Source organism: Ignavibacteriota bacterium (assembly GCA_016713565.1).
Taxonomy (GTDB): Bacteria; Bacteroidota; Ignavibacteria; order Ignavibacteriales; family Melioribacteraceae.
In genome coordinates this window covers 1,621,127-1,635,119 of record JADJOX010000007.1, presented here as the reverse complement: position 1 = coordinate 1,635,119, position 13,993 = coordinate 1,621,127, and the positions used below count along the sequence as shown (strand labels likewise).

Genomic DNA, 13,993 nt, shown 5'->3' with positions numbered 1-13,993 from the left:
TTAAAGAAAGAATAATTTTTGCAGAGCGCATCCTTGAATAAAAATATTTGGCATGAGTTAAAAGACGCAATTCGCGGTAGTGAGGCTGATTATACTCAAATTCCTCTTGGTAGAGCCATTTTTCTTTTGGCGGTTCCAATGATATTAGAGTTAATAATGGAATCGACATTTGCAGTCGCAGATATTTATTTTGTCGGTTCACTCGGTGCATCTGCAGTTGCAACTGTAGGATTAACCGAAACTTATATGTTTTTACTTTATTCTATATGCATGGGATTGGCAATGGGTGTAACCGCATTAATTGCCAGAAGGGTTGGTGAAAAGAATAAAGAAAAAGCGGGAATAACGGCAGTTCAGTCAATATTAATCGGCATAATCGCTTCTATTCCGTTTTCAATTGCAGGCATATTTTACAGCAGGGAATTGCTGGAATTAATGGGCGCAGATAATTGGATTTTAGCTAATGGAGTTGGTTATGCACAATGGATGCTTGGCGGGAACTTAGTAATTATGCTGCTTTTCGTAATTAATGCAATTTTTAGAGGTGCCGGAGACGCTGCAATTGCAATGCGCATTTTATGGATTGCAAATGGAATCAACATCATTTTGGATCCTATTTTAATTTTTGGTTATGGTCCTTTTCCCCAATTAGGAATTGAAGGTGCCGCAATTGCAACAAATGTAGGAAGAGGTGTAGGCGTTTTAATTCAGTTATGGTATTTGTATCATGGCGTAAAACATATTAAAGTTGAGAAATCATATATTGTTTTAAAACTTGAAATAATTTATTCAATAATAAAAACTTCATTAGGCGGAATCGGTCAAAATATTATCGCAATGACTTCATGGATTTTCATAATGAGAATTTTTGCCGAGTTTGGAAGTCATGTTGTAGCCGGTGCAACAATTACAATAAGAATTATGATGTTTACTATGATGCCAGCTTGGGGTTTGTCAAATGCCGCATCAACATTAGTCGGCCAAAATCTTGGCGCAAATTCTCCCGATCGCGCCGAAAAATCCGTTTGGAAAATTGGCACTTACAATATGTTTTTCTTGATCGGAGTATCAATATTATATTTTGTGTTTAGTGAAAATTTGGTCTCGATTTTTTCAAATGATAATAATGTAATCACTGTTGGTGCAACTTGGTTAAAAATAGTTTCGTATTCTTATTTTGTTTATGGTTGGTGGATGGTATCGGTACAGGCTTTTAACGGCGCTGGAGATACAATTACACCAACAAAAATTAATTTAGTATTTTTTTGGTTGCTGCAAATTCCAATATCCTATTTAAGTTCAAAAGTTTTAGGATTTGGTTATGAAGGAATTTTCTGGACAATTTTCGCTACCGAAACAAGCGTTGGAGTTTTTACTTTATGGCTTTTTACAAAAGGTAATTGGAAAAAAGTATCAATATAATTTCTATTAAAATGAATATTAAAAAGAACTTGCGTGTTTGTACAAAAGGACATAAATATTTCAAAAGCAGCGATTGTCCGGTTTGTCCGATCTGTGAAAATGAACAAAAACCTAAAGATGGTTTTCTTTCAAAAATTTCAAATCCTGCTCGCAGGGCTTTAGAAAGAGAAGATATTAAAACTTTAAATAAATTATCAAAATATTCTAAAAAAGAGATATTACAGCTACATGGAATTGGACCAAGCGCAATTCCTATATTAAGAGAAGAATTGAATAAAGCCGGTTTTACTTTTAATAAAAATTATAATTATGAAAAATGAAGTTGCTGTAAATAATTTTATGAATAATTTAGATCATCCTTATAAAGAAGGAATTGAGTTTTTACGTAATGTTATAAAAAAATGCAATGATAGTATTATTGAAGAAATTAAGTGGAACGCGCCAAGTTATAAACTTGAAAATCACTTTGCTACATTTAAATTATATCCTCCCAAAAATATTCAAATAGTTTTACATACTGATTCAAAATTAAAAGGAGATCCTCATAAATTTCATCTCGATGATCCTCATCAAATTATTAAATGGGCTGCACCTGATAGATGTGTTATTACCATAAAATCAAATAAAGAAGCAAAAGAATTAAGTAATGAAATTTCTTCGCTAATAAATAGCTGGATTAAACAACTATAGTTTTTTTAAAAATAATCGCTTCTCTTATTTATATTATTTAAAAATTACTTGTTAAGTTTTCGGTAGCCTAGAAAAACACTCATAGTTATTTTTTCTATTACAATTTATGAAAGGAAAAATAATGATATCGCAATATGATAATTTTTTACAGCTACATAAATCCGACAAACCTCTTTTGCTTGGAAATGTCTGGAATGTTCAAAGTGCAAAGATTTATGAAAAACTGAAATTTAATGCAATAGGAACATCGAGTGCGGCAATTGCAAATTCACTAGGCTATGCTGATGGTGAAAATATTTCATTCGATGAATATTTTTACTTGGTTAAGAAAATATCTGAGAATACAACCATACCTTTATCGGTCGATTTAGAAGCTGGTTTCGGGATTAATATTGATAATATATTTTCTAATATCAAAAGACTTGCTGAAATTGGAATTGCCGGAATAAATATTGAAGATTCAATTGTAGTAAATTCAAATAGATCAATTTTATCTGCAGATATATTTACTGATAGATTAAATCAACTTTTTAAAATGCTGAACCAAGAAAATATAAATATTTTTATTAATGTTAGAACTGACACTTATTTACTAAATCTTGAGAACAAATTTAACGAGACAATAAAAAGAATCCACATGTATGAGAGTAACAATATTAATGGAATTTTTATTCCTTGTATAACTAATATTAGAGAAATTGAAGAATTGGTTAATTAAACAAAATTGCCTGTTAACGTTATGTGTATGCCAAATTTGCCGGATTTTAAAATTCTTTCATATATAGGTGTTAAAAGAATTAGTATGGGAAATTTTATTAATGATTTTGTCTATTCGCAAATGGAAAATAAAATGAATGAAATATTAACAGATCAAAATTTTAAAAGTATATTTTAGGTTTTATAAATGGAACTAACACACAAAATTATGTACAAAGCTGCATTCGAAAAAGATGCGTCGTTTGAAGGTATATTTTTTACTGCTGTTAAAACTACCGGCATTTTTTGCAGACCGACATGCACAGCAAGAAAACCTAAAATTGAGAATGTGGAATTTTATAAAACATCAAAAGAAGCAATACTAAGGGGTTATAGACCTTGTAAGGTTTGCAATCCATTAGAAAAATTAAATACGACACCAATTGAAATTAAAAATATATTAAACGAACTAAATGAAAATCCATCGCAAAAAATTAAAGATTTTGATCTGGTAAAAAAAGGGATTGAGCCAAATAAGATTAGAAGATGGTTTTTAAAAAATCATGGAATTACCTTTCACGCATACCAAAGAATGCTAAGAATAAATAATGCATTTAAAAAAATTCAAAATGGAAAAAGTATTACGGAATCTGCTTTTGATTCCGGTTATAATTCTTTAAGTGGTTTTAATGATTCTTTTAAGTCTGTTTTTGAAAGTTCGCCAGGTAATAGCAAAACTAAAAATGTTATTGAACTTAAAAGAATTGAAACAAAATTAGGAACCATGATCGCATGTTCAACAAAAGACGGAATTTGCTTGTTGGAATTTTCCGATCGTAAAATGCTTGAAACAGAATTGAAACAAATCTCAAAATATTTCAATGCAAAAATATTACAAGGAAATAGCAATCATTTAATAAATTTGGAAAATCAGCTGCATGAATATTTTGATGGAAATAGAAAAGAATTTACTATTCCGCTTGCTGCTTCAGGAACGATTTTTCAAAATACTGTTTGGAATAAACTCTTGGAAATTCCATTTGGAAAAACAAAAAGTTACAAAGAAATTGCAGAACAAATCGATAAACCAACGGCAGTAAGAGCCGTTGCAAATGCAAACGGAATGAATAAAATTGCAATTTTAATTCCTTGCCATAGAGTAATTGGCAGCGATGGAAATCTTACTGGTTATGGGGGCGGAATATGGAGAAAAAAAGAATTACTTGAAATCGAAAATAAATAAAAATCTATGATTTAATTCGATTTTAATACTCAAGTAATATTTAATTGCATTAATTTCTGTAATTAAATTTAGAATATTATCAGATGTCGGATTTAGCAATTAGTTAAAAAATATTATTTTTCCTATCTATTTACTTCTTTACAAATTCATAAAATTCCATTAAATATCATAATCATAATTTTTGGAAATTTAATTATGTTAAATTCACCCGATCTACCGCAAAATTTATTATCTAATATTGGCAACGAACAAATTGATTTTTCCGTAAAAGCTAAACGAGATAAACCGGTTAAATCTTCAATTGGTTTAATTATTTTTGGGACTGTATGGACAGCATTTACCAGTATTTTTGTATTAGCGTTTTTAGGACCTTTATTTGTAGGCGAAGAAGTTCATTTCACTTCAAACGGTACACCGACAGTCGCAAGTCCGGATAATTTAGGACCCGTACTTGTTCCGGCATTAGTTATTGGATTTTTTGTTTTAATTGGTATTGGTATGTTATCCGGCGGTTTTTATTCTCTTTTCAAAAAAGGTGGTTTTTTTGTTGGTACGCCATTAAGATTAATTGGGCTTCAAAATGGAAGAATCAGATCAATTGACTGGGAGCAATTTTCCGGTGATATTGAAGTCAGCGGCAATGAATTTAGCGGAAATATTTCTCTGCAGATGAGAACCGGCAAAATGGTCAGCAGTAAAAACAGCGGAAGCAGATATGTTCCGGATACAATATACATTTCGGGCATTCCCAACGTTTTTGAAATTGAACAAATTTGCCGTAAAAGAATTAAAGAAAATGATCCGACACCTGCGGTCTCTCAAACTCAAATTATGAATTAACTCTATGAGTTTACTAAAGGAAATATCAGAGTTGGTCAACGCAAATGTAATTTCCCAGGAAACAGCTGAAAAAATTCAAAATTATTATAAAGAAAAAGGAAATAAAACTTATAGTAAAACTCTTTTGATCTTTGGTGTTCTTGGCGCGTTGCTTATAGGTCTTGGTATAATTTTAATTGTCGCTCATAATTGGGATTTGTTTTCCAAAACCACAAAACTTATAGTTTCATTTATTCCGTTATTTACCGGACAAATTCTTTGCGGATATTCTTTTTTCAAAAAACATGAAAATATTGTATGGAAAGAAAGCGGCTCTACATTTTTATTTTTCGCAATTGGCGCAAACATTTCTTTAATAGGTCAAATATACAACCTACATAGTGATCTCAGTTTATTTATAATCACTTGGATGCTTATATTCTTTCCAATTATATATTTAATGAGATCTTCAACCGGTTCACTTCTTTATCTTATTGGAATAACATTTTATGCTTGCGAAAACGGTTATTGGTCTTTTCCTACAAGTGAATCAATTTACTATTGGATCTTGCTTTTAATTTTAATGCCCCATTATTATTCTTTAATTAAAAGAGATCCGCAAAGTAATTTTTTGAATCTACATAATTGGTTCATTCCACTATCAATTATAATATCCTTAGGAATTGTTGCAAATAAGTTTGAAGAATTCATGTTCCTAGCTTATTTCAGCTTATTCTCGTTATTTCAAATAATAGGGAATTTAAACTTTGCTAAGAATACAAAATCAAAAGTAAATGGTTATACATTTTTTGGTTCACTTGGCATAATAGTAATTCTCTTAATTCTAAGTTTCGAATGGTTTTGGAATGATTTGCAAAATAAAAGTTTCCAATTTAATGCAGTGATTTTTTCTCCTGAACTGATCTCTACAATTATTATTTCGGCAATTTCATTTTACTTCTTTATCAAAATCTTTAAAAGCAAATCTCAAAAAGAATTTGATTGGGGCAGCTTAATGTTTGTAGTTTTTATTTTAATATTTTTTATAGGTTTTTATACTCATATATCTGTAGTTCTTATAAATTTATTAACATTATCAATCGGAATTATTACTATTAAAAGAGGAACAGATCAAAATCATTTGGGAATATTAAATTATGGATTATTGATAGTAACATCTTTAATAGCATGCAGATTTTTTGATACCGATTTATCATTCGTAACGCGTGGAATTATTTTTATTGTAGTAGGAATTGGATTTTTCCTTTCAAATTTTTGGATGTTGAAAAAGAGAAGATCGAATGTTAAATAAAAAAATATTATTCGTAATTTTTTTAATTGTTGTCATAGTTCAGCTTTTTGTTCCGGCTAAAATAATTTATGACAGCGAAGATATTTTAGCAGATGGGAAAGAGTTTAAATTCAGAACAGCTCCAATAGATCCTATCGATCCATTTAGAGGCAAGTATATATTTCTTCAATTCAAAGAAAATTCCATAAATGTAAATAACTCTAATGATTGGGCAAATGGCGAAACGATTTTTGTGAGTTTTGAAAATGATGAAAATGGATTCGCTAAAATAAAATCAATACAAAAGGAAAAGCCGGAAACAACTATTGATTTTGTTAAGTCAAAAATTACAATGGTGTTTCAAAATAAAGTAACAGTAATTTACCCTTTTGATAGATATTATATGGAAGAAACCAAAGCCGGCAAAGCAGAAATTATATACAACAATTCCATAATTGATACAAACAAAATTACTTATGCTTTAGTTTCCGTAAAAAATGGAAATGCAATTATTAAAAATATTTATATTGATGAAATACCGATTACCGAATATATAAAGAATAATAATCATTGAGAATGAATCACGCCGAGATCGCATCATTAAGAATTATCAATCAGCAGTTAATTTCTTCAAAAATTAAAACCGCAGAAAAATTAGTTGAATATTTTGCCGCCGTTCAAGGTCAAGAATATATTCAGACTAAATGGGGAATTGGATTAAGACTGCAGCATTTAAATGATAATAATATTGAAGAAGAATTTATCTCGGGAAATATTGTAAGAACACATTTGTTGAGACCTACCTGGCATTTGGTTAATTCCAAAGATATAAAATGGTTGATAATGTTAACCGCGCCGCGTATTCAAAAAGTTAATTCAACCAGATATAAGAATCTTGAGCTGGACGCAAAGACTTTAGTTAAATGCAATAAAATAATTGAGAAAAGTTTATCAAATAAAAATGAATTGACGAGAAATGAAATTCGTGGGAAATTAAATCATAGCAAAATAAATACGGACGGTCAAAGACTGCCTCATATTTTAATGAATGCCGAACTTTGTGGAATAATATGCAGCGGAAAGCCAAAGGATAAAAATCAAACATATGCTATTATTGATGAAAGATGTAAAGACTCGATAGAACTTGACAAAGACGAAGCTCTGGCAGAATTGACGAAAAGATATTTTATAAGTCGAGGACCCGCAACGGCATATGATTTTTCAACTTGGTCAGGATTAACAATTACGGATTGTAAAAAGGGAATTGATATAAATAAAAATATTCTGCAGAGTTTTATTTTAGACGATTCAGAATATTATTTTGCTGCCGGATCAATAGAAATAAAAACAGAAAATAAATTTATTTTACTGCCATTATTCGATGAAATGATTTATGGTTATAAAAATCGTGATTCAATATTTGAGTACGCAAAATCCAAAAACATTAAAATAGATTTGACTTACAAAAATGCGATAATTTTTAATAATCAAATTTTTGGATATTGGAAAAGAACAATAAAAAAGCAAAACATAGAAATAGAATTTGATTTTTTTTCAAAGCCAAATACAAAACAAAATTCTGCATTAAACAATGCTTTAAAAAGAATTAAGGAATTCTATAACCAAAATATTTTAATAATAAATTGAATTACGCCGTAATATATTTATCTACAAACTCGGCTGTTTTTCTGCCTTCATTAATTGCCCAAACAACTAATGATTGTCCCCTTCTCATATCGCCTGCCGCAAATATTCCGGGAATGTTTGTCATTCTATGTTCATCGGTTTTAATATTACTTCTTTCATCCAATTCAATATCAAGTTCGGTAATTAATTTATTTTTAATTGGTCCGGTAAAACCCATTGCCAGCAGTACTAAATCCGCATCTAATGAAAATTCCGAGCCTGGAATTTCGCTCATATTCCTAAAGCCGGTTTGAGGATTTTTTTCTCCAAACTGCAATTTAATTAAATGAAGTTTTTCTACTTTATTATTTTTACCAGAAAATTTCTTTGTCATTACCGCATAAACCTTTTCTGCTCCTTCTTCATGAGAGGATGAAGTTCTTTCAATAAATGCCCACTGAGGCCAAGGATTATCCGCGCTTCTAACTGCCGGCGGCTGAGGTAATAATTCAAGATTAATTATTGATTTTGCACCTTGACGTCTTGCAGTTCCAACGCAATCGGAACCTGTATCGCCACCGCCAATTACAATTACGTTCTTACCTTCCGCACTAATTTTATTTCCATTAAAAGAATGACCAAGATTTGTTCTATTCTGCTGGGTAAGAAATTCCATAGCAAAATGAATCCCATTTAAATTTCTTCCTTCTACAGGAAGATTTCTGGGTTGTTCAGCTCCGCCGGCTAATACAACTGCGTCAAATTTTTCAACCAATTCAGATAATAAAATATCCTTTCCGATTTCAATGTTTGTTTTAAATATCACACCTTCTTCTTCCATTAATTTTACTCTTCGCTGAACTACAGATTTATCTAATTTAAAATTTGGAATTCCTAGAGTTAATAAACCGCCTATAAATTCATTTTTCTCAAAAACAGTTACTTCATGCGCTGATTTATTAAGTTGATCGGCGGTTGCAAGTCCTGCAGGACCAGAACCGACTACTGCAACTTTTTTACCGCTTCTTGTTTTTATATTTTTTGCTTTAACAAAACCTTCGCTGTAAGCTTTTTCAATAATTGACAGCTCAATATTTTTAATTGTTACAGCATCTCTATTGATAGCCAAAGTACAAGAATTTTCACACGGTGCGGGACATACTCTTCCTGTAAATTCGGGAAAATTATTAGTACGCGATAATCTGTAATATGCGTCCTTCCAATTATTTTTATAAACAAGATCATTCCAATCGGGAATAATATTATTTATTGGACAACCGGATTGACAAAATGGAATTCCGCAATCCATACAGCGTGCGCCTTGCAATTTAAGTTCATCTTCATTTAATGGAATAATAAATTCATTCCAATGATTAACTCGCTCGCTAATATTTTGTTTGTGAAAATCACTTCTTTTATATTTGATAAATCCTTTAACTTCGCCCATATCTAATCCTTAGTTTCAACTAAAACTTCTTCAATTTTATTTTCTTTTTTTAATTTTGCCAAGACTTTTTGGTAATCTTTAGGAAATATTTTAACAAATTGAGGCTGAACTTCCATCCAGTTATCCAATACTTTTTTTGCTACTTTACTTTTTGTGTATTGAAAATGTTTTATTATTAAATTTCTTACTTCATCTTTATCTTCTTGAGTTTCAACCGGATATAAATCAACCATTTCATTATTGCATAAACTCTTAAAATTATTTTCAATATCCCAAACGTAAGCAATTCCGCCGCTCATTCCTGCTGCAAAATTTCTTCCTGTTTTTCCTAATACAACAACTCTTCCGCCGGTCATATATTCACATCCGTGATCGCCAATTCCTTCAACAACAACATTTGCTCCGCTGTTTCTAACGGCAAATCGTTCACCCGCTTTTCCATTAATAAACACTTCTCCGGAAATTGCGCCGTACATTACAACGTTGCCGACTATAATATTTTCTTCTGGAATTAATAATGAATCTTCCTGCGGTCTAATGATAATTTTTCCGCCTGAAAGTCCTTTTCCAACATAATCATTTGCATCGCCTTCTAAATTGAAAGTAATACCCTTGCTTAGAAACGCGCCGAAACTTTGACCTGCGGTTCCTTCAAAGTCTATTTGAATTGTATCTTCCGGTAAACCTTTCAATCCATATTTTTTTGCAATTACAGAGCTTAACATCGTTCCAACAGTTCTGTTCCCGTTATTTATATCGCAGCTGAATCTTACCGGAATTTTTTTATTAATTGCTTTTTTACACGACTCAATAAGCTTGTTATCAAGAGATTTTTCTAGATTGTGTCTTTGCGTGTCTGAATGATGAACCTTCATTTTAATAGGCACGTCGGTTTTATGAAGCACGCTTCTTAAATCAATATACTTTGCTTTCCAATGATCAATTTTCTGTTTCTTTTCTAAAAGTTCAGGTTTGCCGATTAAATCGTCAAAATATTTTATTCCCAATTGAGCCATAATTTCTCTTACTTCTTGGGCAATGAACATAAAATAATTTATTACGTGTTCCGGTTTTCCTTTAAATTCATTTCTTAGCTGTTGATCTTGAGTCGCAATACCGACCGAGCAAGCGTTTAAATGACATTTTCTTAACATTATACAGCCCATTGAAATTAAAGCTGAAGTTGCGAAACCAAATTCATCTGCTCCAAGAATTGCGGCAATAACAACATCTCTTCCGCTTTTTAATTGTCCGTCAACTTGAATTCTAATTCTTCTTCTTAAATCATTTAAAACCAAAACTTGCTGTGTTTCGGCGATGCCTAATTCCATCGGCAATCCGGCGTGTTTAATTGAAGTAATTGGTGAAGCACCGGTTCCGCCCTCATATCCTGAGATCAATAAATGATCTGCTTTTCCTTTTGAAACGCCCGCGGCTACTGTTCCAACTCCGGCTTCAGAGACAAGTTTAACGCTTACTTGAGCTTGCGGATTGGATTTTTTCAAATCATAAATTAGCTGTGCTAAATCTTCAATTGAATAAATATCATGATGCGGCGGCGGTGAAATTAAGCCAACGCCTGGCGTTGTGTGACGCGTTTTTGCAATTTCTTCACTTACCTTTTCACCTGGTAATTGCCCGCCTTCGCCGGGTTTTGCTCCCTGCGCCATTTTAATTTGAAGCTGATCGGCATTAACCAAATATTCTATAGTAACTCCAAATCTGCCTTGTGCAATTTGCTTAATCCTGCTGCGTTTTAAATTTCCATTTTGGTCAACCGTATATCTTTCGGGATCTTCACCGCCTTCGCCAGTGTTAGAAAATCCTCCGAGTCTATTCATTGCAATTGCCAAAGTTTCATGTGCCTCTTTAGAAATTGAACCGTAGCTCATTGCACCTGTCGCAAATCTTTTTACAATATTTTCAGCCGGTTCAACTTCTTCTATTGGAATACTTTTTCTTTCTTTAAATTTTAGATATGAACGTATAAGTCCATAATTCTTTTCGGTATCATTAACAATTTCTGAATATTTTTTATAAATAGCGTAATCATTGCTTCTTACCGCATGCTGCAAAAGTGAAATTGTTTCAGGATTCCATTGATGGTTTTCGCCATCGGATCTCCAGCTGTAAAAACCGCCTTCGTCCAAAACATCTTCTGTATCATTTTCACAAACTTTTAATGCCGCAGCGTGCCTTAAATTTACTTCTTTCTCTATCATATCAATGCCTAAGCCGCCAAGTCGTGATGTTGTTCCGGTAAAATACTTTTCAATTAATTCGTCTTGTAATCCAACTGCTTCAAATATTTGTGCGCCGCAGTATGATTGGATGGTAGAAATTCCCATTTTCGAAATTACTTTATACAATCCCTTTGAAACTGCTTTTAAATAATTTTCCTGCGCTTTTTCAAAGCTAATTCCGTTAAGTTCATTTTTACTAATTAATTCTTCAAGACTTTCAAATACCAAATATGGATTGATTGCGTTTGCCCCGAAACCAATTAATGTAGCAAAATGATGTACTTCTCTTGCTTCACCGGTTTCAATAATGATACTTACTTTTGTTCTTGTACCTTTTTTAATTAAATGATGATGAAGTCCAGAACAAACCAGTAAACTAGGAATAGGAATATTATTTTCATCTGAATATCTATCTGATAGAATAATAATTGTTTTTCCATTTTCTATTGCTTTATCTGCTTTAATAAATACATCTGATAAAGCTCGTTCCAATCCGCCCACTTTACCTTTAGGATAAATTGTTGGAAATGTTTCAGCCCGCAAATCGACTCTATCCAATTCCTTGATTTTCCAAAGCTGCTCGTTTAATAAAATTGGTTTATCGATCTTTAATCTTCTGCAATGTTCAGGAGTTTCTTCCAATAAATTTTTCTCCGGACCAAGCATTACTTGTTCGCTCATAATTATTTCTTCGCGAATTGCGTCGATTGGAGGATTTGTAACTTGTGCAAAAAGCTGTTTAAAATAATTAAACAATAACTGTGGTTTTTTACTTAATAATGCAATTGGAGTATCTGCTCCCATTGAACCAAGAGCTTCCTTTCCTTCAATTGCCATAGGCTTTATAATATATTTTAAATCTTCTAATGTATAGCCGAAAATTTTCTGCTTTGTTTTAATTGAAACATTGCTTGGAACAAATTTATTCTTTAATTCCGGTAAATCATCAATATGAACTAAATTATCTTTTAACCATTGCGAATAATTCTGCTGATTGCAAATTTGATTTTTAATTTCTTTATTTCTTAAAATTTTTCCTTCTTGTGTATCAACCAAAAATAACTTACCTGGTTGAAGTCTGCCTTTTCTAATTACATCTTCAGGATTTATTTTTAATGTTCCTGATTCTGAAGCCATAATGACTTTATAATCTTTTGTAATCCAATATCTTAAAGGTCTTAATCCGTTTCTATCCAAAACAGAACCAATATATCTTCCGTCTGTAAATGAAATCGCCGCCGGACCATCCCACGGTTCAATAAGTGCCGAATGATATTCATAAAATGCTTTTTTAAATTCAGGCATATTTTTATCGCCTGAGAAAGCTTCTGGAATCATCATCATAATTGCGTGAGGCAAAGATCTGCCTGAAGCAACAAGAACTTCAAGCACATTATCAAAAGCTGCCGAATCACTTTTACTTGGCGCTAGGAGAGGCATTATTTTTTCTAATTCATCGCCAAAAATTTTACTTTGAAATTGTTTTTCTCTTGTATTAAACCAATTTTTATTTCCTTTTAAGGTATTGATCTCTCCATTATGAGCAATTAATCTGTAGGGATGCGCTAATGCCCATGTTGGAAATGTATTAGTGCTGTATCGTGAATGAACCAACGCAAGAGCAGAAATGAAATCGGGTTCTGAAAGGTCAGGAAAAAATTCCCTCAACTGTTCAGCCATTAACTGACCTTTATAAATAAGTGTTTTAGACGATAAGCTGCATATATAAAAATAATTTTTTTGAGAAAGGTCCATACCTCTAATTTTCAAGCCGATTCTTTTTCGTATAATCAAAAGTCTTTTTTCAAATTCTTCTTTAGGAGTATTTTCACCTCTTCCAATTAAAATCTGTTTCATAACGGGCATAACGGAAAGCGCTACCTTACCTATTTCAGAATCATTATAAGGAACGTCTCGTAACCCCAAGAAAAATTGATTTTCATCTAAAGTAATTTTTTCAATAAAACCTTCTACTTTATGACGATCTTCGGCAATTGTTGGAAGAAAGACCAGCCCAACTCCGTAGTCACCTTCGTTTGGAAGTTCAATATCAATATTTAAACAAACACGGCGTAAAAAAGCATCCGGAATTTGAGTCATAATTCCTGCTCCGTCTCCGGTTTTGGAATCTCCTCCTACTGCTCCTCTGTGTTTTAATTTTTCAAGAATTTCAATTCCGCTTGTAACAATTTCGTGAGTTTTTTCGCCTTTTACGTTTGCAACAAATCCAACACCGCAGCTTTCATGTTCAAAATCCGGGTTATATAATCCAAACTTGTTGGGCAAAATATTTTGTCCGCTCATTTTATTTCCTAAAATTTATCTTAAAATAATCGGTAATCGATTGGTAGTTATACTCATCTTTTCAAAGCTAAGATCATTAGATTGAAAGAATCCGAATACTTCAAATGTATGAGGGATCTGCCTCTTTAGATAAATGAAGTTTTATTGACCCAAAAAGATAAAATAATTTTGAATAAATACAACAAATTAATTTCAAAAAATCAAAAAAACGA

The 13,993-nt window shown here is 31.8% G+C and carries 10 protein-coding genes and 1 pseudogene; 9 read left to right on the top strand and 2 right to left on the bottom strand.

Features of this window, described 5'->3' with window-relative positions; translation table 11 throughout:
* The first annotated feature begins 18 nt into the window (after positions 1 to 18).
* The 9 genes and pseudogenes from IPK06_14495 (at position 19) to IPK06_14455 (ending at position 7,808) form a co-directional block, all read left to right on the top strand.
* Positions 19 to 1,422 (top strand): MATE family efflux transporter, encoded by a 1,404-nt coding sequence (locus IPK06_14495; protein ID MBK7981186.1) that lies wholly within the window; start codon positions 19 to 21, stop codon positions 1,420 to 1,422.
* Positions 1,423 to 1,433: 11 nt separating this feature from the next.
* Positions 1,434 to 1,742 (top strand): hypothetical protein, encoded by a 309-nt coding sequence (locus IPK06_14490; protein MBK7981185.1) that lies wholly within the window; start codon positions 1,434 to 1,436, stop codon positions 1,740 to 1,742.
* Positions 1,732 to 2,112 (top strand): DUF1801 domain-containing protein, encoded by a 381-nt coding sequence (locus tag IPK06_14485; GenBank protein MBK7981184.1) that lies wholly within the window; start codon positions 1,732 to 1,734, stop codon positions 2,110 to 2,112. The genes IPK06_14490 and IPK06_14485 overlap by 11 nt, the downstream gene beginning before the upstream one ends.
* A gap of 121 nt (positions 2,113 to 2,233) precedes the next feature.
* Positions 2,234 to 3,007 (top strand): annotated as a pseudogene (locus IPK06_14480) (isocitrate lyase/phosphoenolpyruvate mutase family protein).
* A 9-nt stretch (positions 3,008 to 3,016) separates the two neighbouring features.
* Complete coding sequence (locus IPK06_14475) at positions 3,017 to 4,051, top strand: bifunctional transcriptional activator/DNA repair protein Ada (GenBank protein ID MBK7981183.1); 1,035 nt, start codon at positions 3,017 to 3,019, stop codon at positions 4,049 to 4,051.
* A gap of 195 nt (positions 4,052 to 4,246) precedes the next feature.
* A complete protein-coding gene (locus IPK06_14470; GenBank protein MBK7981182.1) occupies positions 4,247 to 4,891 on the top strand; it encodes a hypothetical protein in 645 nt (214 codons plus the stop codon).
* Between the two features lie 4 nt (positions 4,892 to 4,895).
* Positions 4,896 to 6,182, top strand: coding sequence for a DUF2157 domain-containing protein (locus IPK06_14465; protein MBK7981181.1), 1,287 nt, complete (start codon positions 4,896 to 4,898; stop codon positions 6,180 to 6,182).
* Positions 6,172 to 6,735 carry a GDYXXLXY domain-containing protein gene (locus IPK06_14460; GenBank protein MBK7981180.1) on the top strand — a complete coding sequence of 188 codons (564 nt, stop codon included), beginning with the start codon at positions 6,172 to 6,174 and terminating at the stop codon, positions 6,733 to 6,735. The genes IPK06_14465 and IPK06_14460 overlap by 11 nt, the downstream gene beginning before the upstream one ends.
* A gap of 2 nt (positions 6,736 to 6,737) precedes the next feature.
* Entirely contained in the window at positions 6,738 to 7,808 is a 1,071-nt protein-coding gene (locus tag IPK06_14455; GenBank protein ID MBK7981179.1) for an AlkZ family DNA glycosylase, read from the top strand.
* Between the two features lies 1 nt (position 7,809).
* Here the strand turns inward: IPK06_14455 and IPK06_14450 are convergent, their stop codons facing one another.
* Together IPK06_14450 and gltB are read right to left on the bottom strand one after the other, a co-directional pair.
* Positions 7,810 to 9,234 (bottom strand): glutamate synthase subunit beta, encoded by a 1,425-nt coding sequence (locus tag IPK06_14450; protein ID MBK7981178.1) that lies wholly within the window; start codon positions 9,232 to 9,234, stop codon positions 7,810 to 7,812.
* Positions 9,235 to 9,236: 2 nt separating this feature from the next.
* Positions 9,237 to 13,781 carry a glutamate synthase large subunit gene (gene gltB / locus IPK06_14445; GenBank protein ID MBK7981177.1) on the bottom strand — a complete coding sequence of 1,515 codons (4,545 nt, stop codon included), beginning with the start codon at positions 13,779 to 13,781 and terminating at the stop codon, positions 9,237 to 9,239.
* Between the last annotated feature and the right edge of the window lie 212 nt (positions 13,782 to 13,993).